Source organism: Aquipseudomonas ullengensis (assembly GCF_014174475.1).
GTDB classification, from domain to species: domain Bacteria; phylum Pseudomonadota; class Gammaproteobacteria; order Pseudomonadales; family Pseudomonadaceae; genus Aquipseudomonas; species Aquipseudomonas ullengensis.
In genome coordinates this window covers 182,520-205,444 of sequence record NZ_JACJUD010000002.1, presented here as the reverse complement: position 1 = coordinate 205,444, position 22,925 = coordinate 182,520, and the positions used below count along the sequence as shown (strand labels likewise).

General features: G+C 63.8%; 19 protein-coding genes and 1 riboswitch. Of the genes, 8 read left to right on the top strand and 11 right to left on the bottom strand.

Annotation, left to right across the window (positions count from 1 at the left end):
• Positions 1 to 4: 4 nt before the first annotated feature.
• From H3H51_RS06395 to H3H51_RS06385, 3 genes are all read right to left on the bottom strand, one after another.
• Complete coding sequence (locus tag H3H51_RS06395; RefSeq protein WP_183088216.1) at positions 5 to 679, bottom strand: OmpA family protein; 675 nt, start codon at positions 677 to 679, stop codon at positions 5 to 7.
• An 83-nt stretch (positions 680 to 762) separates the two neighbouring features.
• The gene (locus tag H3H51_RS06390) at positions 763 to 1,410 is read right to left on the bottom strand and encodes an MBL fold metallo-hydrolase (RefSeq protein ID WP_183088215.1); all 648 of its coding nucleotides are present in this window, start codon (positions 1,408 to 1,410) and stop codon (positions 763 to 765) included.
• Positions 1,411 to 1,431: 21 nt separating this feature from the next.
• Positions 1,432 to 2,451: an AraC family transcriptional regulator gene (locus H3H51_RS06385; RefSeq protein ID WP_183088214.1), complete on the bottom strand. Its 1,020-nt coding sequence runs from the start codon at positions 2,449 to 2,451 to the stop codon at positions 1,432 to 1,434.
• A 122-nt stretch (positions 2,452 to 2,573) separates the two neighbouring features.
• Here H3H51_RS06385 and H3H51_RS06380 point away from each other — a divergent pair, with 122 nt between their 5' ends.
• Positions 2,574 to 3,407: a metal-dependent hydrolase gene (locus tag H3H51_RS06380; protein ID WP_183088213.1), complete on the top strand. Its 834-nt coding sequence runs from the start codon at positions 2,574 to 2,576 to the stop codon at positions 3,405 to 3,407.
• A 3-nt stretch (positions 3,408 to 3,410) separates the two neighbouring features.
• Here H3H51_RS06380 and H3H51_RS06375 read toward each other — a convergent pair whose 3' ends face one another.
• The 4 genes from H3H51_RS06375 to H3H51_RS06360 all read right to left on the bottom strand — a co-directional run bounded on the left by H3H51_RS06375 (position 3,411) and on the right by H3H51_RS06360 (position 11,346).
• Positions 3,411 to 6,146, bottom strand: a complete 2,736-nt coding sequence (locus H3H51_RS06375; protein ID WP_183088212.1) for a LuxR C-terminal-related transcriptional regulator — start codon at positions 6,144 to 6,146, stop codon at positions 3,411 to 3,413.
• A 134-nt stretch (positions 6,147 to 6,280) separates the two neighbouring features.
• The gene (locus H3H51_RS06370; RefSeq protein WP_183088211.1) at positions 6,281 to 7,648 is read right to left on the bottom strand and encodes a DUF1329 domain-containing protein; all 1,368 of its coding nucleotides are present in this window, start codon (positions 7,646 to 7,648) and stop codon (positions 6,281 to 6,283) included.
• Positions 7,649 to 7,678: 30 nt separating this feature from the next.
• Positions 7,679 to 9,445, bottom strand: a complete 1,767-nt coding sequence (locus H3H51_RS06365; RefSeq protein WP_183088210.1) for a DUF1302 domain-containing protein — start codon at positions 9,443 to 9,445, stop codon at positions 7,679 to 7,681.
• Between the two features lie 218 nt (positions 9,446 to 9,663).
• Positions 9,664 to 11,346, bottom strand: a complete 1,683-nt coding sequence (locus H3H51_RS06360) for a fatty acid--CoA ligase (RefSeq protein WP_183088209.1) — start codon at positions 11,344 to 11,346, stop codon at positions 9,664 to 9,666.
• Positions 11,347 to 11,519: 173 nt separating this feature from the next.
• On the opposite strand from H3H51_RS06360, the gene H3H51_RS06355 reads away from it, so the two are divergent.
• Positions 11,520 to 12,695, top strand: coding sequence for a thiolase family protein (locus H3H51_RS06355; RefSeq protein ID WP_183088208.1), 1,176 nt, complete (start codon positions 11,520 to 11,522; stop codon positions 12,693 to 12,695).
• Between the two features lie 372 nt (positions 12,696 to 13,067).
• Here H3H51_RS06355 and H3H51_RS06350 read toward each other — a convergent pair whose 3' ends face one another.
• Positions 13,068 to 13,697, bottom strand: coding sequence for a LysE family translocator (locus H3H51_RS06350; RefSeq protein ID WP_183088207.1), 630 nt, complete (start codon positions 13,695 to 13,697; stop codon positions 13,068 to 13,070).
• 79 nt (positions 13,698 to 13,776) lie between these two features.
• Between H3H51_RS06350 and H3H51_RS06345 the strand changes: the two genes are divergently transcribed.
• The 5 genes from H3H51_RS06345 (at position 13,777) to H3H51_RS06325 (ending at position 18,668) form a co-directional block, all read left to right on the top strand.
• Positions 13,777 to 14,745, top strand: a complete 969-nt coding sequence (locus tag H3H51_RS06345) for a 2-hydroxyacid dehydrogenase (RefSeq protein WP_183088206.1) — start codon at positions 13,777 to 13,779, stop codon at positions 14,743 to 14,745.
• Positions 14,746 to 14,778: 33 nt separating this feature from the next.
• Positions 14,779 to 15,777 (top strand): class I SAM-dependent methyltransferase, encoded by a 999-nt coding sequence (locus H3H51_RS06340; RefSeq protein ID WP_183088205.1) that lies wholly within the window; start codon positions 14,779 to 14,781, stop codon positions 15,775 to 15,777.
• Between the two features lie 58 nt (positions 15,778 to 15,835).
• Positions 15,836 to 17,299 carry an amino acid permease gene (locus H3H51_RS06335; protein WP_183088204.1) on the top strand — a complete coding sequence of 488 codons (1,464 nt, stop codon included), beginning with the start codon at positions 15,836 to 15,838 and terminating at the stop codon, positions 17,297 to 17,299.
• 33 nt (positions 17,300 to 17,332) lie between these two features.
• Positions 17,333 to 17,447: riboswitch (yybP-ykoY riboswitch) on the top strand.
• An 89-nt stretch (positions 17,448 to 17,536) separates the two neighbouring features.
• A complete protein-coding gene (locus H3H51_RS06330) occupies positions 17,537 to 18,121 on the top strand; it encodes a TMEM165/GDT1 family protein (protein WP_407926465.1) in 585 nt (194 codons plus the stop codon).
• A gap of 103 nt (positions 18,122 to 18,224) precedes the next feature.
• Positions 18,225 to 18,668, top strand: coding sequence for a ketosteroid isomerase-related protein (locus H3H51_RS06325; RefSeq protein ID WP_183088203.1), 444 nt, complete (start codon positions 18,225 to 18,227; stop codon positions 18,666 to 18,668).
• A gap of 34 nt (positions 18,669 to 18,702) precedes the next feature.
• On the opposite strand, the gene H3H51_RS06320 is transcribed toward H3H51_RS06325, so the two are convergent.
• Entirely contained in the window at positions 18,703 to 19,518 is an 816-nt protein-coding gene (locus H3H51_RS06320) for a M48 family metallopeptidase (RefSeq protein WP_183088202.1), read from the bottom strand.
• A gap of 173 nt (positions 19,519 to 19,691) precedes the next feature.
• Here H3H51_RS06320 and H3H51_RS06315 point away from each other — a divergent pair, with 173 nt between their 5' ends.
• Positions 19,692 to 21,824 carry a methyl-accepting chemotaxis protein gene (locus H3H51_RS06315; protein ID WP_183088201.1) on the top strand — a complete coding sequence of 711 codons (2,133 nt, stop codon included), beginning with the start codon at positions 19,692 to 19,694 and terminating at the stop codon, positions 21,822 to 21,824.
• A 75-nt stretch (positions 21,825 to 21,899) separates the two neighbouring features.
• Here the strand turns inward: H3H51_RS06315 and ispD are convergent, their stop codons facing one another.
• Both ispD and ftsB read right to left on the bottom strand, forming a co-directional pair.
• Positions 21,900 to 22,610, bottom strand: a complete 711-nt coding sequence (gene ispD / locus H3H51_RS06310) for a 2-C-methyl-D-erythritol 4-phosphate cytidylyltransferase (protein WP_183088200.1) — start codon at positions 22,608 to 22,610, stop codon at positions 21,900 to 21,902.
• Positions 22,607 to 22,888 carry a cell division protein FtsB gene (gene ftsB / locus H3H51_RS06305; RefSeq protein WP_183088199.1) on the bottom strand — a complete coding sequence of 94 codons (282 nt, stop codon included), beginning with the start codon at positions 22,886 to 22,888 and terminating at the stop codon, positions 22,607 to 22,609. The genes ispD and ftsB overlap by 4 nt, the downstream gene beginning before the upstream one ends.
• Positions 22,889 to 22,925: the final 37 nt, after the last annotated feature.

The window sequence follows — 22,925 nt, the reverse complement described above, 5'->3', positions numbered from 1 at the left end:
GGACTTATTGCTGTGCGGGCAACGGCCGCAGGGTCACTTCCACCCGACGGTTCTGCGCGCGCCCATCAGGCGTGGCGTTGTTGGCCACCGGCTGATCCGGGCCGGCACCGCGGGTGCTCAGGCGCGAACCGTCGACGCCTTGGGCCGACAGGTAGTTGGCCACGCTCTGCGCCCGGCGCTGCGACAGGCTCATGTTGTACTGATGGCTGCCGGTGCTGTCGGTGTGGCCGACGATCTCGATGCTGTTCTGGTTGTACTGGCGGAAGGAGCTGGCCAGGTTGTTCAGCGGGGTATAGAAGCTGCTGGCGATATCCGCCGAATCGGTAGCGAAGGTGATGTTGCCCGGCATGATCAGCTGAATGGTGTCGCCCTGGCGCTCAACCTGCACCCCGGTGCCTTCCATGCTGCGACGCAGCTCGGCTTCCTGCTTGTCGGCGTAGTAGCCATAACCGGCACCCGCTGCACCGGCAACGGCGGCACCGATCAGTGCGCCCTTGCCGCGATTGTCGTGGTTGATTGCCGCGCCGGCGACCGCGCCAGCCAGCGCACCCAGGCCGCCGTACTTGGCCGTCTTGCTCACGCCACCGGAGCTTTGCGTGTCATAGGGATTTTGCGAAGCACAGCCCGTCATCAGGGCCGCCAGGGTGGCGACAAGGATCAGGCGTGAAGGGGTAAACATGGATTGGACTCCCACGAACAGAGGACTCAGCCGGAGCGGCTGACCGCTATTGGAACACGTTAGTTGAAGAAGATTCCTTGCTCTTAGGCACGGATAAAAGGGTTCTCACGCATCTCATCACCCAGCAGGGTATCCGGGCCGTGGCCGGTGACCACGGTGGCGTCTTCATCCAGGCTGTACAGGCGTTGCTTGATCGAGCGCTCGATGGTCGCGTAGTCGCCGCCCCACAGATCGGTACGGCCGATGCCCCGACGAAACAGGGTGTCGCCGGCAATCAGCAACTTGGCTTCCGGGAACCAGAAACTGGTCGAGCCCGGCGTATGCCCAGGCGTGTGCAGCGCCACGCCGCAGCCGCAAGCCAGCTCCTCGTCGTCGGCCAGCCACTGATCCGGCGCCGGCACCGGGACATAGGGCACGCCGAACATGCGGCACTGCATTTCCAGGTTGTCCCAGAGGAACTGGTCTTCCTTGTGCAGGTGCAGGGTGGCTCCCGTCAGCTCCTTCAATTGCCCGGAAGCGAGGAAGTGATCAAGGTGCGCATGGGTGTGGATGATGCTGACCACCTTGAGGCCGTGGGCATCGAGGCGCGCCATGATCAGTTCGGGATTGCCACCCGGGTCGACCACGATGGCCTTCTTGCTCAGCGGGTCGCCAATGATCGTGCAATTGCACTGCAAAGGCCCGACCGGGAAGGTTTCGCGGATCAGGCTGGGCGTTGGGCTGGCGGGCATCGGCGTGTCCTCGGGGTCAGATCAGGGGGCGGCACGATAATCGCTCGGCTGCTTGCCCGTCCACTTGCGGAAGGCCCGGCGAAAATTGGACGGGTCGCTGAAGCCCAGCAGCAGGGCAATCTCGTACAGCGGCAAATGGGTGGTGCTGAGGTACTGCTGCGCCAGGCGCTGACGCACCTCATCGAGTACCTGCTGGTAGCTGGTGCCGGCCACGGCCAGGTGCCGGCGCAGGCTACGCCCGCTGGTGTGCAGGGCGCGGGCGGCGCTGTCCAGATCGGGAAAGTCGCCCGGGCGCGCCAGCAGCAGGCGGCGTACCCGGCTGAGCAGGCCATCGCGCACATCGAGGGTGGCCAGCAACGCTTCGCACTGTTGCTCGCACATCTGCATGGTCGCCGGGTTGGCCAGGGCCATGGGCCGTTCGAGATAGCTGCGCGGCAGTTTGAACCAGTGCCACGACTGCTCGAACTGCACCGGCGCACCGAACACTTCTGCATAGCGCGGCGCATGCTCAGGCGCCGGGTAGGCGAAGCCCAGAGTCACGCCCTGCGGCGCCTCGCCGAGCAGAAAGCAGGCAATGCTGTACAGGCTGGCGTTCAGGCTTTCGGCGGCAAAACGGCTCAACGCCCCGAGGGGGACCGACTCCATGGCACGCAACTCAAGGTGATCGACATGTTCCAGCAGCTCCAGTTCGAAGGTCAGGCCCAGTACCCGGTAGTACTTCAGGGCGAACTGGATGGCTTTGCCCAGGTTGGCGCTGGACAGCAGTGCATAGCCGAGGATGCCGTGGGCCGATGCATTCAGCCGCTGCCCCAGCAACAGGCCCAGCGCCGGCTCGTCACAGTGCAGCAGCGCGGTATTGGCGAGCTGGTGAAAATCCATGAACGAGATACGCCCGCCCGGATTTTCCAGCACCTGCGCCGACACACCCGCAGCCTGCAGCAGCTCCGCGCGCGGCATACCGCGCTCACAGGCCAGGGTCAGCAGCGCCTCGGCGTAGGTGATCGGGACCAACTCGGAGCTGAACGTCAGCGGCTTGCTCATCGATAGTCTCGGCTAGTGCCAGTGGCCGGATATGACCCTGAGATTGGCTGAAGATAACCTTGTCCGACAAAAGCCGGCAAGGCCATAGTCGAACCCATCATAACAACGAGATGGGAGGCAACATGGCCAACCCTACCCCGCCTGATCTGCAGATCAAGCCGCGCCAGCCCGGGTTCGACTTTCCTCAGCCGTGGTCACGCCACTGGCATGGCGGCGATGCGTTCAAGAGCCACTTCTTCGATGCCATGTCGCTGCTGTTTCCGGACGGCGAGCGCTTCTTCATCGACTCGGTGCGGCACTACCGCGATCGGGTCAGCGACCCGCAGCAGCTGCAGCAGATCCGCGGCTTCATCGGCCAGGAAGCGCACCACAGCCGCGAGCATGAACACTACAGCGACGCCCTGCGTGCCAGCGGCTACGACCTCGACTACCTCGAGCGGCGTCTGAAGGGACGCCTGGCCTTCGTGCGCAAGCACCTGCCGGCGAAGGTCCAGTTGGCGGCGACCGTTTCGGTGGAGCACCTGACCGCCATCATGGCCGACGCGATTCTGCAGAACCCGGACTGGATGCAAGGCGCAGACCCGGCCATGGCACGCCTGTGGCGCTGGCATGCGCTGGAGGAAAGCGAACACAAGGCCGTGGCGTTCGACCTGTACCAGCAGGTCTGCGGCAGTGTCTGGCTACGGCGTCGGGCGATGTTGCAAAGCACCCTGTTCTTCACCCTCGACACCTTCAAGGGCCTGGTGCACATGCTCAAGCGCGACGGCCTGCTGTGGAACTGGAGGGTCTGGCGTGACGGCCTGGTCTGGCTGTGGGGCAGCCGCGGCATCCTGAGGCCGCTGTGGCGGGTCTACTGCGACTATTTCAGCCGCGACTTCCACCCCTGGCAGCACGACAACCTGCAGGTCATCGAGCACTATCGCCGCGAGTTCGACGTCCCGGCCGAGGCCAGCTAAGCATCAGCGCAGCAGCCCCAGGCCCTTGGCCCGCGCCACGGCCTGGGTACGCCGCTCGACCCCCAGCTTGCTGTTGATGTGACGGGCGTGGGTCTTCACCGTGTGCAGCGAGATGAACAGGCGCTCGCTGATCTCCTGATTCGAGCAACCCTGGGCGATCAGTGCCAGCACCGCCAGCTCGCGGGTGCTCAACGCCTCCGCCGGGGCGCAGACCACCTGCCCCTCACTCACCTGCTCCGCCGGCAGCAGCGCCTGCAACCTCTCCCCCAGGGGCGATGGCGGCGCACTGCGCAGTTGCGCACGCAGCCAGTCCGGCTGATGCGACAACAACTCGTGGAACGGCAACAAGGCGCCGCCGCTGGCTGCCAGCAGGCTGCCATGCAGTTGCTGCTGAGCCTCACGCTCACGCCCTACCGCGCACAGCAGCAGGATCAGCTGGATCTGCGCAAAGCTGCCCAGCAACTGCCCACCGCAACTCGGCGCATGCAGGATCAACGCCCGCAAGCGGCGCTCCGCCTCGCTCAGCAACCCCTGGCGACGCTCCAGCGCTGCGCGGTGCAGTTCGATATGCAAGGGCAGCTGCGGGTGGAACTCCGGGGCCGCGGCCGCGCTATCGCCGCCATAGGTTTCGGCCAGGCGCATCAGCCAGGCATTGGCCAGGTCGACTTGCCCCTGGGTCAGCCAGAGTTCGCACTTGGCCATAGTGATCATCGCCAGGTAATACACTGGCGGCACATCCCAGATATGCATCAGCCGCTCGGCTTCCGCCAACTGCGCAAAGGCTTCGGTAAAGCGGCCATTACGCCCGTCTTCGCTGGCGAGCATGCAGTAGCCGATCAGCAGGCTGATATCGCGACAGCCACGGGCCTCAGCGATACCGGCCTGCAGGCGGCTACGTGCCTCATCCGGCTGCAGGCGCAGGGATAGCAGGAAACCTTCGTATAAGGTCAGCCGCGCCCGAGCGGCGTACAGGCGTTGCGTGGGCAGATCGCGCAGGCGCTCGAGGCCGCAACGCACTTCTTCCAGGGCCCGGACGATTTCCCCCCGCGCCTGCAACACCCGGCTGCGGTCGTAATGACAGAGCGCCTCGAACAGCGGATTACCCTGGCGCTGCGCCAGCTCCAGGGCTTCGCGGTTGAGCCCGCGGGCGCGCCACAGGTCACCGCGCACCACGGCCAGGTTGGCCAGCGTCGACAAGCACAGCAGGCGTGGGCCGAAGCGCTCTGGCGGCATGCTCGCCAGCGCTTCGGAAAAATACTGTTCGGCGCGTTGACTGTCGCCGCGCCCGCGCGCGATGACCCCGCTGACCGCCAGCCACTGCGCCAGCAGGCTCTGCTGCTCGCAAGCGGTCGGCGCCGGCAGGAAGCGCGCCAGCTGGTTGGCCAGGTCCTCGGCGGCATCCAGCTGGCAGGCCAGGGCCAGGGCCCAGCTGTACAGCACGATCAGGCGCGGCGTACTGGTCAGCAGGCTGTCGGGCAGGTCCATCTTCCAGCGCAGCAGCATGGCGACGTTCTGCTCGGCCAGCAGTTGCTCTTCGGAAAAATTCTGCACCAGGCTGGCCGCCACATCCGGCTGGCCGGCACGCAGGGCCTGTTCCACCGCTTCGGCCAGCATGCCCTGGCCACTGAACCAACGGCAGGCGCGCAGGTGCAGGCTGGCCGGTGGCAGCGACAACGGAGCTGCCGAGGTGGAGCGCAACAGGTCGGTGAACAGATGGTGATAACGGAACCAGCGGCCCTGCTCGTCGAGCGGCACCAGGAAAACCTGGTGGGCCTGCAGGTGCTGAAGAATCTCGGCGCTGTCGTGGGCATCGCGCATGGCATCGCACAACTCAACGCAAAAGCGTTCGAGGCAGGCCGTGTCATAGAGGAATGACTGCACTTCAGCAGGTTGACGCTCGATCACCTCTTCGAGCAGGTAATCGCGGATCAGCCCTTCGCCGCCATGCAGATCGCGCGTGGCTTCGTCCGCCTCCTGCCGCTCGTTGGCGGTGATCAGCCACAGGCGCAGGCCGGCAGCCCAGCCCTCGCTGCGCTGCAACAGGCCATCCAGCTCGTCGCCGGCCAGGCTCGCGCCCTGGTTGAACAACAACGTGCGGGTTTCTTCGAGGGTCAGGCGCAGGTCCTGTTCGTGCAACTCCTGCAGCTGACGCGACAGCCGCAGGCGCGCCAGGTGCCAGTCGGGCCGCTGCCGGCTGGTGACCAGCACCAGCAAGCCGCTAGGCAGGTGATTGAGGAAGAACTGCAGGCAACGATCCAGCACCGCGCCTTGCGCCAGGTGGTAATCATCGAGCACCAGCAACAGCGGTGCGGCAGGATCGACCCGCCCGCCCAGCTCATCGAGCAGCCCGTCGAGCCATTCCTCGAAGGCAAAGGGCTGGTGGCGCTGGCGCATTTTCAGCATGCCGAGCGCTTCTTCGCCCAGGTTTGGAAAGTGCTGGCGCAGCCCTTCGAGCAGGCGCTCGAGGAAACGCCCGGGATCACTGTCACGACGGTTCAGGCCAAGCCACAGGCTCTGCCATTGCACCGGCAAACGTTCGCAGAATTCGATGGCCAGCGAGCTCTTGCCGAAACCAGCCGGCGCGCAGACCAGCAGCAGACGCCCATCCACCCCTTGCGCCAGGCGTTCGCACAGGCGTGGCCGGCGCACATGCCCTGCCGGCAGGGGCGGACGATAGAAACGTCCGTCCCCAGGCGTGGCCTGGAGGCTGGTGGCAGATGCAGGGGATAAATCGGTCACGGAGAGATTCAAGGGTCGCTGCCTGAGTGTTGCCCGCAGCCTATCCCCTTGGCCCCCGCTTTTGAAGCCGGGAATTTTTTCGGCAAAGAAAAAAGCCGGCACTAGGCCGGCTTTTTCTTGTTACGCAGAGCGACTTAGCGCACGCCCGCCTGGCGCAGGGCCGCCGGGGTGTAATCGCTGCTCGAAGCCTTGAAGCCGAACTCGTAAGCGCGCTTCTCTTCGTTCTTCAAGCCCATGGACAGGTAACGACCGGAGACGATGTCGTACAGGGTTTCCACGGTGTACCACGGTACTTGCTTGTCGTAGTAGTACTGCGCGTGAGCTTCGGCAACACGCCACAGCGCGCCACGGCCATCGTAGTGGTCGATGATTGCGGCTTGCCAGGTGTCTTCGTCGATGTACATGTCGCGCTTGGCGTAGATGTGGCGCTCGCCGGCTTTCAGCGTACCGACCACGTGCCAGACACGGTGCAGCTCGTAACGAGTCAGATCCTGGTTGATGTGACCGGCCTTGATGATTTCAGCGTACTTCAGCTTCGGCGAGTCCAGCGCGTAGGAGTTGTACGGGATGTACAGCTCCTGCTTGCCTTCCAGCTTCCAGTCGTAACGGTCAGGAGCACCGTTGTACATGTCCAGGTTGTCGGAGGTACGCAGACCGTCGGAAGCGGTACCCGGGCCGTCGTAGGAAACCTGCGGGGCACGACGTACACGGCGCTGACCGGCGTTGTACAGCCAAGCCAGACGCGGCTCTTTGACCTGGTCGAGGGTCTCGTGCACCAGCAGGACGTTACCAGCCAGACGCGACGGAGCGGTTACACGCTGCTTGAAGTAGAACAGGATGTTGCTCGGCTTGCTCGGATCGTAGTCGGTCAGGTTGGCCGGGAAGGTGAATTCATCCTGGAAGTACACCAGGCTGAACGAACCATTGGCCTGCGGAGTCGCCTGGGTGACCAGACGGCGCACGCTGCCGCCGCGGTAGCGGGTGATCTGGTTCCACACCGCTTCCAGACCGTTCTGCGGGATCGGGAACGGGTTGGCGGTCTTGAAGTTCTCCAGACCGTTACCACCCTGTACCAGCTTGGTGTTGGCGGCGTTGAACTTGGTGTCGTCCTGCACGTTTTGCGGAACGGTAGCCGAACGATGCGTGGTGTACACCGGCATCTTGTAGGTGTCCGGGTAGCGCTTGAACATCGCCAGCTGGCCGGGGGTCAGCTTGTCTTTGTACTGATCCACGTTCTGCGCAGTGATGGTGAACAGCGGCTTCTCACCAGCAAACGGGTCGGCCAGGAAGCCAGCCGCATCGGCAGCGCCGGCGTTGGTCGGCAGGCCGCCGGTCCACTCAGGAATGGAACCGTCAGCATTGCCGGCCTTTTCCGCGCCCAGCGGAGTCAGGCTGGTGCCGAGCTTGGCAACTTGATCAGCAGAAACGGCAGCCATAACGCTGGTAGCCAGCAGGGACAGAGCCAGGGCACCGGATTGCAGCAGGTATTTTGTTGTTTTCATGTGCATATCTTTCCTTATGTTCCGACCTGCTTAGAAGTTCACGCCGAGGCTGAGCGCGACGAAGTCACGGTCAACGTTGGTGTTGTACTCGCCACCGAAGTAATCGGTGTAGGACAGGCTGGCGGTGTAGGTGTTCTGGTACTCGGCATCCAGACCGAGGCTGACAGCCTTGTTGCCTTCGTTGAAGGTCGGACCGTAGCCATCGACGTCATGCGACCAGGACACGTTCGGCTTCAGGTTCACACCGGCGAACACGTCGTTGTAGTCGAGGATGGCGCGAGCGCGGTAGCCCCAGGAGGTTTCAGTGAAGAAGCCCTTGCTGTTGCACTCGTCCGGGTTAGCAGTGTTGCCCAGGCCCGTGCAGAGACTATTAGTCGGCAGCACACCCGAACCGAACTCTGGTGCTCGACCGAAGCGCAGTTCGTTCTCACCCAAGTTGCTCACGTGGGTGTAGCCCACTTCACCAACCAGAGTCAGACGCTCGGCGAACAGAACTTGATCGACGAACTGGGTCACGGTCACCTGAGCCTGGCTAACTGGCTTGCGCACATAACCTTTGAGCAACTCACCGGTACCAGGCTGAGCATGGCCGCTAGTGAAAATCGGGCTATTTGTGAAGACCGGGCCAAGTTGCGCAATCGACGCCAGAGTGAGGTCCGTCGTATTGAGCTGCAGCGGCATGTTCGGGCGGTAGCTGAGTTCACCGGCAACAGCGGTAGAGCCGATGTTGGTCGAGAAGCTCACGCCATGCAGGCGGATATCTTCCGGATAGTCGAGGTAGTACTTGGCATATGCCTCGCCAGTAGCCGGGTTTTCAACACCGTAGACACCCTGACCCGAGATGTAAGACAGAATCGGTGTGCGGCTGTGGTAGTTCATGGTGTAGAAGCCGAACTCGGTATCGTTCAGCTCAGGCGAGAACCAGCGCAAGGCCACGCCATATTGACCGCTATCACGTGCATCTTGATCACCCGCACGGCCAAGGTAGACATATCCTGGGGTGCCTGGACCATTAAAGTCGCTACCCAGTACTGCCAGGCGATCTGTACAGCCGTCAGCTGCTACGTCGACCGAGAAGAAGGTACCGCAGTTGTCCAAAACGCTCTGATCCCACTCCAGCTGATAGAACGCTTCAGCAGAGAGGTTATCGGTCAGGCTCTGGGACATGTAGAACATGTTGACCGGGATCAAGCCTTCCTTGATCTCGGCGCCGGGACGGCGGAATGCAGCAACGTCGACCGGGTTGATCGAGTTGATCGAGTTGAAGATGAAGGTACTTTCACCCCAGCTCACTACCTGCTTGCCCAGGCGCACGCTGCCCGGCAGTTCGGCGACTTGGTAGTTGTGGTAGATGAATGCGTCGAGGATCTGCGAGCCGGAGGACTGTGCACCCTCTTTGCGATTGTGGTCGTCGATGTCATAGAGCAGACGCTGTTCGTCTTTCAGCTCGAAGTCGTACCAGTACTTGCCGCGAACGAATACGCCGGTATCGCCGTACTTCAGTTCGAGGTCGTGGATGCCCTTGAAGATCTTCGAGAAGGTTTCGCCCTTCTTGAAGTTCAGGCGGCCATCGTCACCGGTCTGAGACGATGCAGAACCGCCATTACGCGCCCCTACCAGCGCAGGCTCGGCACCGCGTACCGACCAGCTGGCACCTACGGAGAGAGAGGAATCCAGCTGACCCTCGATCTCACCGATGTTGAAGGTGACACCGAATGCCGGGGCAGCGAGGGTTGAGGCGAGGCTGACTGCCAGAGGCAGTTTGGCCAGACGCCAGAACGGGTTGGTTGTTGTCATCGACGCTACTCCATGTGTTTTTTTGTTATGGATGGTGCGGAATATAGCTAGCAGGCCCTGAGGCTTGATCCCTCTAAAGTGTGATTTCCAGCCCCAGCCTCTCTAGACCGGCCAGTCACGGAATTCGCAACTGGCCAGAGTGGCTGCAAAACAGCAATTAATGAGCCAAGCGTTTGCTCAAAACTCAGCTTTTAGTACTAAGGCGCGCAGGCAGGCCCTCACAGGGTAGACAGAAAAGCGCTGCCCGCCGCCTGCCATTGGGCGATATCGGTCCGGATGCGTTTCTTATCCAGCTTACCGACACTGGTCTTGGGAATATCGGTAACAACTGCGATCTGGCTGGGTATCGCCCACTTGTTGATGTGGCCCTGTTCGACAAAAGGCTTGAGGTGTTCCTTGAGGCCCTTGGCATCCAGCACCTGGCCATCGTGCAGCACCAGCAGCGAGAACGGACGCTCACCCCACTGCGGATCAGGAATACCCACCACCGCCACCTCTCGCACGGCCGGGTGACGGCTGATCAGGTCTTCCAGCTCCAGCGACGACAACCACTCGCCGCCGGTCTTGATCACGTCCTTGATGCGGTCGCGGATATCGATGAAACCGAAGTCGTCGAGGGTCGCCACATCACCGGTGTGCAGCCAGCCGTGCTCCCACAGTTCGGCCCCTTTCTGCGGCTCGCGGAAATAGCCCATGGTCAGCCAGGGCGCGCGCAGCACCAGCTCGCCCTGGGTTTCACCGTCAGCAGGTAGCAGCTTGCCATCGGCCGACATGATCGCCGCCTCGACCAGCGGAACCGGCACGCCGGCCTTGATGCGGTAGGTGATGCGCTCATCCTCGCTACCGGCCAGCAGCTCCTCGTTGATGTGTGCACAGGAGATCAGCGGGCAGGTTTCGGACATGCCATAAGCCGCCGTCAGCTGGATGCCGCGGGCCTTGGCCGCCTGGTACAGCGAGCGATTCAGCGCACTGCCGCCGATGATGATCTTCCAGCCGCCGAAATCCAGGCCCTGGCCGGCCTTGGCATTGAGCACCATCTGCAGGATGGTCGGCACGCAGTGGGAGAAGGTCACCTTCTCCTTCTGCCACAGCTGTACCAGCAGTTCCGGGTCGTAGCGCCCCGGATAAACCTGCTTGAGCCCGAGCATGGTTGCCGCGTAGGGAATGCCCCAGGCATGCACGTGGAACATCGGTGTGATCGGCATGTACACGTCGTTGGTGCCCAGCAGGCGCACGCTGTCCAGGCTGCCCAGCACGCTGGCTTCGGCCAGGGTGTGCAGCACCAGTTGGCGATGGGTGAAGTACACGCCCTTGGGGTTGCCGGTGGTACCGGTGGTGTAGAAAGTGGTGGCCACCGAGTTCTCGTCGAAATCGGGGAAGTCGTAGCGCGGGCTGGCAGCCGCCAGGAGGTTCTCGTACTCGCCGACCAGATTGCCCAGGTCTGCGGTCTTTTCTGCCTCGTCGGTGAGCAGCAGGGTCTTCTCGACCGTGGTCAGCTGCGCTTCGATCGACTTGTACAGCGGCACGAACTCGCTGTTGACCAGGACAAACTTATCGTCGGCATGGTTCATCGTGTAGAGAATCTGCTCGGCCGACAGGCGGATGTTGATGGTGTGCAGCACCGCACCAATCATCGGGATGGCGAACATGCATTCCAGGTAACGGTGGCTGTCCCAATCCATCACCGCCACGGTATCACCCGCCTTCACCCCGGCCTCGCTGAGCACGTTGGCCAGCCGCGCCACGCGCTCGTTGAAGGTGGCGTAGCTGTAGCGCACCAGGTCGCGGTAGACGATCTCCCGGGTCTTCTCGTAGCGAATGCCGGACAGCAGCAGACGCTTGAGCAACAGTGGGGTGTCGTGGGCGTTTTCGGCCGGCGGGATGATACGGGTCTGCAGCATGACGGATACCTTTTTGGGGAATTGTTCTCTGGCGACCAATCTAGAGCCCCCGACCCAGACCATTAATCAGCCCAAAGAATGATTTTCCCCGTGACTCTTTGGCCACTTTTAGTCACCGAGTAGAATCGCCCCCATTGCGCAGTACCCACTATTTCCAACAAGAGGTAATCCCGATGTCCGATATCGTCATCGTCAGCGGCGCCCGTACCCCCATGGGTGGTTTCCAGGGCAGCCTGTCCGGTGTGCCTGCCGTGGAGCTGGGCGCCATCGCCATCCGCGAAGCCGTGGCCCGTGCCGGCATCCAGCCTGGCGACGTGGAAGAAGTGATCATGGGCTGCGTACTGCCCGCCGGCCTCAAGCAGGGCCCGGCCCGCCAGGCCTCGCTGAATGCCGGCCTGCCCGCCGCCACCGGCTGCACCACTATCAACAAACTGTGCGGTTCCGGCATGAAAGCCGTGATGCAGGCCCATGACGCGCTCAAGGCCGGCAGCAACAGCATCATGATCGCCGGCGGCATGGAGAGCATGTCCAACGCCCCGTACATCCTCGAGAAGGCCCGCACCGGCCTGCGCATGGGCCATGGCGAGATCAAGGACCACATGTTCTTCGACGGGCTGGAAGATGCCCGTACCGGCCGCCTGATGGGCTCCTTCGCCCAGGAAACCGCCGACAAGTACGGCATCAGCCGCGAAGAGATGGACGCCTACGCCATCGAGTCGCTGAAACGCGCCCAGGCCGCCATTGCCGATGGCTCGCTGGCCAGCGAGATCGTCCCGGTTACCGTCACCAGCCGCAAAGGCGAAGTCGTGGTCAAGGACGACGAGCAGCCGCTGAATGCCAACCTGGAGAAGATCCCGGGCCTCAAGCCAGCCTTCAAGAAAGACGGCACCATCACTGCCGCCAACGCCAGTTCGATCTCCGACGGCGCCAGCGCCCTGGTCCTGATGACCGCCGAAGAAGCCGCCAAGCGTGGCCTCAAGCCGCTGGCGAAGATCGTCGCCCACGCCACCCAGAGCCAGGACCCGAGCGAGTTCACCATCGCGCCGATCGGTGCCATGAGTAACCTGTTCAAAAAAACCGGCTGGAGCAAGGACGACGTCGACCTGTTCGAAATCAACGAAGCCTTCGCCATGGTCACCATGCTGGCCATGCGTGAGCACGGCCTCGACCACGCCAAGGTCAACGTCTACGGCGGCGCCTGCGCCCAGGGCCACCCGGTCGGCTCCACCGGCTCGCGCCTGATCGTCACCCTGATCAATGCCCTGCAGAAGAAAGGCGGCAAGCGCGGCGTGGCCTCGCTGTGCATCGGCGGCGGCGAAGCCACTGCGGTAGCCATCGAGCTGATCTAAGCGTCACGGCATAAAAAAAGCCCCGCCTAGGCGGGCTTTTTTATGGCTATGTCCAAGTTATGTGTTGCCAGGGGAGAAACCTTTCCGCCCGCCCGGGCACCGATCTGGATTCCCGCCTGCGCGGGAATGACGAGGCAGGAGGTGTGGCACAGCGTCGTCCCACCCACTCCGTCATTCCCGCGCAGGCGGGAATCCAGAGGCATTCGGCAACACGGAAAGCGGCTAGTCAGATGACACAACACGTAACTGAGACATAGCTTCTTTATAGCGATGTCTTGAGAAGGTACGCAGCACTTGTAGGAACGAGCGCTGCTCGCGAATCAGGCCCGTAAAGCGCTTCGCGAGCAGAGCTCGCTCCTACAACGGCACCGTTCAGCGCAGCTCAGTGAACGCCAGCTTGATCCCCAACCCAACCAGCACCACGCCCATCAGCCGGTCGAACCAATGGCCCATGCGCGAGAAGCCGGCGCGCACCCGCTGTTGGCTGAACAGCAGCGCCACCAGGCAGAACCACAGCGCCGTGGCGAACGCCAGGTACACGCCATAGCCGACCTGCACCGCCAGCGGCGTGTGCGGGTTGATCACCACGGTGAACAGCGAGAGGAAGAACAGCGTGGCCTTGGGGTTCAGGCCATTGGTCACGAAGCCGGTCATGAAGGCGCCACGCGGCGAGCGCGCTTCAGCATCGGTGCCCACTTCCAGCGCATCCGCGCCGGACGGCTTGGCGCGCAGGGCCTTGATCCCGATATAGAACAGGTAGGCCGCCGCCAGCCATTTCAGCGCGTTGAACAGCACGATCGACTGCGACACGATCAGGCCGATGCCGAGCAGCGAATAGCCGACGTGCACGAAGATCCCCGTGCCCACACCCAGCGCCGTCCAGATCCCGGCGCGGCGGCCGTGGGCCACGCTCTCGCGCACCACGATGGCGAAATCCGGCCCGGGACTGGCCACGGCCAGCAGGTGGATCAACGCTACGGTGAGAAACTCAGCCCAGTACATACGACCTCCGAACAGTGGGAATCAACGCGTGAGGGTGGCAACCTTACGCCAGTCCACAGACGCGAAACAGGCACAGCTGATGAATAGTCCCACCCGCGCAGTCTTCCTCGACCACGCCTCTCTCGACCTCGGCGACCTGGACATGGCGCCGCTGCGCCAAGCCTTCAGCGAGCTGACCCTGCATGCCAGCACGCCCCCTGCCCAGGTCATTGAACGCCTGCAGGATGCCCAGGTGGCGATCACCAACAAGGTGGCACTGGATGCCGCCACCCTGGCTGCCTGCCCCGACCTCAAGCTGATCCTGATCTCGGCCACCGGCACCAACAATGTCGACCTCGCCGCCGCCCGTGAACGCGGCATCTGCGTATGCAATTGCCAGGGCTACGGCACCCCGTCGGTGGCGCAGCACTGCCTGATGCTGCTGCTCGCCCTGGCCACGCGCCTGCCGGACTACCAATTGGCCATCCGCGATGGCGCCTGGCAGCGCGCCAGCCAGTTCTGCCTGCTGGACTTCCCGATCATCGAACTGGAAGGCAAAACCCTCGGCCTGCTCGGTCATGGCGAGCTGGGTGGCGCCGTGGCACGCCTGGCCGAGGCCTTCGGCATGCGCGTGCTGCTCGGCGCCCTGCCCGGCCGCCCGCCGCGTGCAGATCGCCTACCGCTGCACGAACTGCTACCCCAGGTGGATGCCCTGACCCTGCACTGTCCGCTGACCGACGAGACACGCAACCTGATCGGTGCCGCCGAGCTGGCGCTGATGAAACCTCAGGCCCTGCTGATCAATACCGCCCGCGGCGGCCTGGTCGACGAGCAGGCACTGGCCGACGCGCTGCGCGCTGGCCATCTCGGCGGCGCAGCCTTCGATGTACTGCGCGAGGAACCACCGCGCAACGGCAACCCGCTGCTGGCCGCGGACATTCCGCGCCTGATCATCACCCCGCACAATGCCTGGGGCAGTCGCGAGGCACGCCAACGCATCGTCGGTCAGTTGTCGGAGAACGCCAGCCACTTCTTCGCCGGTGCGCCCAAGCGGGTGGTCAACGGGTAAACTACGCGCCCTTTTTCTACCGCGGAGATCGCCATGGACCCACGAAGCGAGGTGCTGTTGCGCCAGGCGGAGCTGTTCCAGGGCGATCTGCTGCTGGCCGGTCTGCCTGCCGACGACCTGCTCGGCAAGCTGCCGCGCGCCCATGGCTGGGGCTGGCATGCCGGTGAGCACAGCCTGCTGCAGGCGCGCTTCGCCGAGCGCAGCGCGTTCGACACCCGCGCCCCGCAGCGCACCTTCGACAGCGCCGTGCTGTTCCTGCCCAAGTCGCGCGAACTCACCGACTACCTGCTGCAAGCCCTGGCCGCACGCCTGGCTGGCCGCGAGCTGTACCTGGTCGGCGAGAAACGTGGCGGCATCGAGCGCGCCGCCAAACAACTGGCCGCCTATGGCAAGCCGCGCAAGCTCGACAGCGCCCGCCACTGCCAGTTGTGGCAAGTGACCGTGGAACAGCCCCCCGCCGCCCCCGACCTGCACAGCCTGGCGCAACGCTATGAACTGGCCCTGGCCGATGGCCCGCTGCAGGTGCTGAGCCTGCCCGGCGTGTTCAGCCACGGGCGCCTGGACCGTGGCAGCGCCCTGCTGCTGGAGCAACTGGACAACCTGCCGAGCGGTCATCTGCTCGACTTCGGCTGCGGCGCTGGCGTGCTCGGCGCGGTGCTCAAGCGCCGCTATCCGCAAAGCCAGGTCAGCCTGCTCGATGTCGACGCCTTCGCCGTCGAAAGCAGCCGCCTGACCCTGGCCGCCAATGGCCTCGACGCCAACGTGATCGCCGGTGACGGAATCGACGCTGCTCCCCATGAACTGGCCGCAATCCTCACCAACCCGCCCTTCCACCAGGGTGTGCACACCGACTACCAGGCCAGCGAACACCTGCTGCGCCAGGCGGCCAGCCACCTGGTGCGCGGCGGTGAACTACGCTTGGTGGCCAACAGCTTCCTCAAGTACCCGCCACTGATCGAACAGCACCTGGGTGCCTGCCAGACCCTCAAGGATGCCGAAGGCTTCCGCATCTACCGCGCCCGCCGCGGCTAATCTCATCTTTCGACCCTACTGACGCATCCGCCCCCGGCCGGATGCACCGGAGCTTTTTGTGACTGATACACCGACCACCGCCCAGCCGGGCCTGCACCGCGTACTCAAGCCGCGCCACTTGAACATGATTGCCATCGGCGGCTCGATCGGCACCGGCCTGTTCGTCGCCTCGGGCGCCACCGTGGCCACTGCCGGCCCGGGCGGCGCACTGCTGGCCTACGCGCTGATCGGGGTAATGGTGTACTTCCTGATGACCAGCCTCGGCGAAATGGCCGCGTACATGCCGGTATCCGGCTCGTTCAGCACCTACGGCAGCCGCTTCGTCGACGAGGGCTTCGGTTTCGCCCAGGGCTGGAACTATTGGTACAACTGGGCAGTGACCATCGCCGCCGAGCTGGTGGCGGCCCAGTTGATCATGAGCTTCTGGCTGCCAGACGTGCCGGGCATCTACTGGAGCGCCCTGTTCCTCGGCGTGATGTTCCTGCTCAACGTCGTCTCGGTGAAGGGCTTCGGCGAGAGCGAGTTCTGGTTCGCGCTGATCAAGGTGGTGACGGTTCTCATCTTCATCGGTGTCGGCCTGGCCACCATCTTCGGCATCATGAGCGGCATCGAATCCCCCGGCTTCAGCAACTTCACCACCGGTGATGCGCCCTTCGTCGGCGGCCTGCAGGCCATGGTCGGGGTGGCGATGATCGCCGGCTTCTCGTTCCAGGGCACCGAGCTGATCGGCATCGCCGCCGGCGAGTCGGAGAACCCGCGCAAGAACATCCCCATCGCCATCCGCCAGGTGTTCTGGCGCATCCTGATGTTCTACATCCTGGCGATCTTCGTGATCGGCATGCTGATTCCCTACACCGAACCGAGCCTGATGCAGAACGATGCCAGCGACATCAGTGTGTCGCCCTTCACCCTGCTGTTCGAGCGTGCCGGTTTCGCCGCCGCGGCCAGCGTGATGAACGCGGTGATCCTCACGGCCATCCTCTCGGCCGGCACCTCCGGCATGTATGCCTCGACGCGCATGCTGTACAACCTGGCCTTACAGGGTAAGGCGCCGAAGCTGTTCGCCCGCCTGTCCGCCAGCGGCGTGCCGCGCAACGCGCTGTACGTCACCACCCTGGTCGGCGCGCTGTGTTTCTTCACCTCCATCGTCGGCGACAGCACCCTGTATACCTGGCTGCTGAACACCTCGGGCATGTGCGGCTTCATCGCCTGGCTGGGCATCGCCATCTCCCACTATCGCTTCCGCAAGGGCTACCTGGCCCAGGGCGGGCGCCTGGAAGACCTGCCCTACCGCGCCAAGCTGTTCCCCTTCGGCCCGCTGTTCGCCTTCAGCCTGTGCCTGGTGATCACCCTCGGGCAGAACTACCAGGCCTTCGTCGGCGACAACATCGACTGGGCCGGCCTGGTCGCCACCTACATCAGCCTGCCGCTGTTCCTCGCCATCTGGCTGGGCTATCGCATGAAGAAGGGCAGCCGACTGGTGAGCTACCAGGATATGGATGTGCGCAGCAGCGACGACTGACGGTTGCCACCCCAACGCAGTTTGGGCAAAATGCCGCCCGTCCTAGGGGAGTAGTCTCCCGTGAGCGCCCGCTCACCCGGCATGCGTCAACACACTTGCTCCGCAGAGCATGGCGCATGCGACCCAAGGCCCTAACCGGCCTGGGTTTGACAAGACCTATGACACGCACACCTTACCCGGGGCGGGGAGGTAGTACGTGTCATAGAACAGTCAAACCCGCCCCTTAGGAACCGCCTGATGTTGGAATCCCTGCTCGTCCCCACTGGAATCGTCGCCCTCGCCGAAATTGGCGACAAGACGCAACTGCTCGCACTCGTCCTGGCATGCCGCTTCCGCCGCCCCTGGCCGATCATCTGGGGCATTCTCGTCGCCACCCTGGCCAACCACTTCGTCGCCGGTGCCGCCGGCAACTGGGTTGCCGGGTTCTTCTCGCCCACCACCCTGCGCTGGATCCTCGCCGCCTGCTTCGCCGCCGTCGCGCTGTGGACCCTGGTACCGGACAAGCTGGACGACGATGAAGAGTCCCGCCTCAAGCGCTTCGGCCCGTTCCTGACCACGCTGATCGCGTTCTTCCTTGCCGAGATGGGCGACAAGACGCAAATCGCCACGGTCATGCTGGCGGCGCAGTACCCGGACCTGCTCTGGGTGGTGATCGGCACCACGCTGGGCATGCTGCTGGCCAACGTGCCGGTGGTATTGGCAGGTAACTTCGCTGCCGATCGTCTGCCGCTGACGCTCATTCGTCGCCTCGCCGCCCTGGCCTTTGCCGCCCTGGCGATCTACGCGAGCTGTCAGGCACTGGGGATTGGCGCCGGCGGCTGAAAACGGCCTGCGCCACACCCATTCCAGGGGCAGATGCCAACCTCGATCGGGCTGGGTAATCTGTGCAAGGAGTTGCACAGCCAGCCCGACCAAGGAGCAGTAAATGTCACTGGATGAGATGAAAAAGCGGGTACGCCAGCATATCGACCTGAGTTGGAACAAGGGTCGCCTGGCGCTCGCCGAGCAGTTGCACAGCGCCGACTTCCTCTACAAGAGCTCGTTCATGGGCCGCGCGCTGGACAGCCACGGTTTTACCCGCATGGTGCAGGAAATCCGCAGCGCCATGCCGGAGCTGGAAGTGGTACTCGAAGAATGCATCGCCGAAGGCAACAAGGTGGTCACTTGGAGCACCCTGATCGGCACCATCGAAAAGCCGGCCCTGGGCTATCCGCCCAGCGACAAGGTGCTCTCCATCTCGGCCATGGCCTTCTGGACGCTGACCCCGGCTGGCGACATTCGCGAAATCTGCACCATGTTCGACATGGAGAGCTTCCGCTCCCAGTTGGGCCTGCAGACCCAACCCTTCGCCGAAAAAGCCCTACCCTGAAACTAAACCGGCGCCCTCGGCGCCGGCTTTTCCATCACTTCTTGGCTTGCTGATACAGCGGCATCACCTTGGGAATTGCCGCCTGCAGCGCGTCGATCCGGCTGGTGGACGAGGGGTGGGTGCTCATGAACTCCGGCGGCGCACCGCCACCGGCCTTGCTCATCTTCTGCCACAGAGTGATGGCCGCGTTCGGGTCGTAACCGGCGCGAGCGGACAGTTCCAGGCCGATGATATCCGCCTCGTTTTCGTTGGACCGGCTGTTAGGCAGAGTCATCAGGTACTCCACGCCGGTATCGGCCATCTGCTTACCGACATCACCCAACCCGAGCAGGGCTGAGCCCATCTGGGTCGCCATCTGTGTGCCGTAGGCCTTGGACATCGCCTCGCGGCTGTGCTCGCGCAAGGCGTGGGCGATCTCGTGGCCCATCACCGCCGCCAGCTCGGCATCGGTCAGCTGCAACTGGGTGATCAGGCCGCTGTAGACGATGATCTTGCCACCGGGGCCGCAGTTGGCGTTGAGTTCGTCGCTCTGGATCAGATTGACCTGCCAGTCCCACTGCGCCGCATCGGCACGGAACACCGGCGCCTGGGCAATCAGCCGCTTGGCAATGGCACTGACGCGCGCGGCATTCTTGCTGTTCTTGTCCAGCGCCCCCTGGGTAGAGGCCTCGCTCAGCGTCTCCTGATAGGCCTTGGCGTACATGCCGTCGACCTCCTGTGCAGACAGCATGCTGAACATGTACTGCTTGCGCTCGACGCCTACTGCGCCGCCACTGGTGGTGTTAACGGCCTGGCAGGCGGCCAACAGGGAGCAGCCGGCAATGGCCGCCAGACGAAACAAGGTATGCATGTGAATCTCCATTTCAAACGAGCGCCGTATGCTAGGGCGCCCTTGGCTTCAGGACAACTGTCCTGCTTGAACTATGACTTGTCGCCATCTTTGCTAGTTGCAGAGGCTAATGCTTTTCCGGCCAGCGGCCGATATGCCAGGGACAGGCGCAATCTAGACACTGCGGAGTTCCCATGCGATTCAAGTCGATTCAGTTTTCCGTCGCGGCCCTGGCGGGCGCCAGCATCCTCGCAGTCGTCGTTGCCCTCGTGCTGTATGCGCTGTACACCAGCTCACGCACCCAGGCCCTGCTGCAGGAGCGCAGCCATGACCTGCTCGAGCAGGTCATCAACCAGCGCCTGGTAGCACTGGCCGAAGCCCAGGTCGGCCAGCTGCAGCGCCAGTTCGAAGTGCCCATGACCCAGGCCAAGTCCCTGGCCACCCTCAACAGCCGCCTGGGCGCCACCGATGGCACCGCCATCAACCTCAGTCGCGACGAGCTGACCGCCCTGGTCGGCGAGAACCTCAAGGCCAACCCGCAATTGATCGACTTCTACATCGGCTGGGAGGCCAATGCCTTCGACCAGGAGGACGACCTGTATGCGGGGCAGAAGGAAAGTGGCTACGACGCCACCGGCCGCTACATGCCCTGGTGGTACCGCAGCGGCAGCGAGCTCAAGCTGGAGCCGCTGACCGTCGAGTTGATGGAAAGCGAAAAGGTGCTGCCCACCGGCGTGCGTGAGGGCGAGTACTACCTGTGCCCGAAAGCCAGCAAGCAGCCCTGTGTCATCGACCCGGCCTCCTATGACTTCGGCGGCAAGCAGGTACTGGTGGCCTCGTTCAACGCGCCGATCCTGGTCGGCGGCCAGTTCAAAGGCGCGGTGGGCAACGATTTTGCCCTCGACTTCATCCAGGGCCTGTTGACCAACGCCAAGAGCGGCCTCTATGACGGCGCCGGCGAGCTGGCCCTGGTCGCCGGCAATGGCACCCTGATCGCTGCCACCAAGGACGCCAGCCTGATCGGCCAACCTGCCGGCAAGGCGCTCGGCGACACTTTGGCCAGCCAACTCAAGCAAAGCTCGGGCACCGCGCCCATCTCCAATCTCGACGAGGAGCGCCAGGTCTTCCAGCTGCTGCTGCCGTTCCAGGTTGCCGGCACCAGCACCCGCTGGACGCTGGCCATCGAGCTGCCGACTTCCGCCGTATTCGCCGACCTCAAGCAGTTGCAGGACGTGCTGGCCGACCAGGCCCACGAAGACACCATCGGCATGAGCGTGGTCGGCCTGATCATCGCCGCCATCGGCCTGCTGGTGATCTGGTTTGTCGGTTACGGTATCGCCCGCCCGCTGAAGCAGATGGTCGGCATGCTCGACGATATCGCCAAGGGCGATGGCGACCTCACTGTGCGCCTGAACGTCGACCGCGCCGACGAGCTGGGGCAGATCGCCAATGGCTTCAACACCTTCCTCAACAAGCTGCAGGGCATGATCCGCGACGTGGTGGGCTCGGTGCAGAAGGTCAGCGACTCCTCCGAGCACACCGCCGACATCGCCATCCGCACCAACCAGGGCGTGCAGAAGCAGATGGCCGAGATCGACCAGGTCGCCACCGCCGTGCACGAGATGACCGCCACCGCCCAGGACGTGGCACGCAACGCGACCCTGGCCGCCGAAGCCGCCAACCATGCCGACCGCTCGGCCAACGACGGCAAGAACATCGTGCACAAGACCTCGACGGCGATTGCCGCGCTGGCCACCGAGATCGGCCGTGCCACCAGCGTGGTGCAGACCCTGGCCAAGGACAGCGAGAACATCAACGCGATCCTCACCGCCATCCGCGGCATCGCCGAGCAAACCAACCTGTTGGCGCTCAACGCCGCCATCGAAGCCGCACGGGCCGGCGAACAGGGCCGCGGCTTCGCCGTGGTTGCCGATGAGGTGCGCAACCTGGCGCAGAAAACCCAGCAGGCCACCGAAGAAATCCAGGCGATGATCCAGCAACTGCAGCAAGGCACCCGTGAAGTGGTCAGCGTCATGGAGCAGAGCCAGACGCGCACCGACGAAAGCGTGCAACAGGCGGCGATCGCCGCCGAGGCGCTGGAATCGATTACCCAGGCGGTGTCGGTGATCAACGACATGAACACCCAGATTGCCAGTGCCGCCGAGGAGCAGAGCGCGGTAGCCGAGGACATCAACCGCAACGTCACCAACATCGGCCAGGTCGCCGCGGAAGTGGCCGGTGGCGCCGACGAAGCCAGCCAGGCCAGCGCCGAACTGACCAAGCTGGCCGAGCAGCAACGTCGGTTGATCAATCAGTTCAGGGTGTAGCCTGCCCTGTAGGAGCCAGCTTACTGGCGATCGCCACCCGACTGATCGCCAGCAAGCTGGCTCCTACAAGCTCCCTCAGACCTTGTTAGACCAGCGCTGACGCAACCAGTCCAGGTCCTCAGGGCGGGTGATCTTCAGGTTGTCCGCCCGCCCCTCCACCAGACGCGGGGCCAGACCGGCCCACTCCAGCGCCGAGGCTTCATCGGTCACCGCCACGCCAGCCACCAGGGCATCGGCCAGGGCGCGGTGCAAGGCGGCAAAGTGGAACATCTGCGGCGTGTAGGCCTGCCAGATCTGGCTGCGGTCCACGGTTTCCGCCACGCGACCATCCGCGCCGGCACGCTTGAGGGTGTCGCGCGCCGGCACCGCCAGCAGGCCGCCAACCGGGTCGTCTGCCAGCTCCAGCAACAGCTGATCGAGATCATGCCGGGACAGGTTGGGTCGCGCGGCGTCATGCACCAGCACCCAGTCATCTTCCTGCGCGCCCAGCTCGAGCAGGCGCAGCAGACCACTGAGCACCGAGTCGGCACGCTCGTTACCGCCATCGGCACGCTGGATTCGCGGGTCGCTGGCGCCGGGCAATTCCGGCCAATAGGGATCGCCCACCGACAGGCAGAGCACCAGGCCCTTGAGCTGCGGATGGTCGAGGAAACAATCGAGGGTGTGTTCGAGGATGGTCCGGCCGGCCAGCTGCAGGTACTGCTTGGGACGGTCGGCGCGCATGCGTGAACCCACGCCAGCGGCGGGAATCACCACCCAGAACGCCGGCAAGACAGCGCGGGTCATTCGGCCAACTGATAGAGGGTCTCGCCCTCTTTGACCATGCCCAGCTCGTGACGAGCCCGCTCTTCAACGGTCTCGGTGCCTTTCTTCAGCTCCAGCACTTCGGCCTCGAGAATGCGGTTACGCTCCAGCAAGCGCTCGTTCTCGCCCTGTTGTTCGGCGATCTGATGCTTGAGGTCCGTCACCTGGGCCAGGCTGCCCTCACCCACCCACAGGCGGTACTGCAGGGCAGTAAGCACCAATAGCAGGGCAACGAACAACCAGTAGGGAGCTTTAGCCATCTAACTCTGAATCCATAAGAAAAGGGCAGCTTGCGCT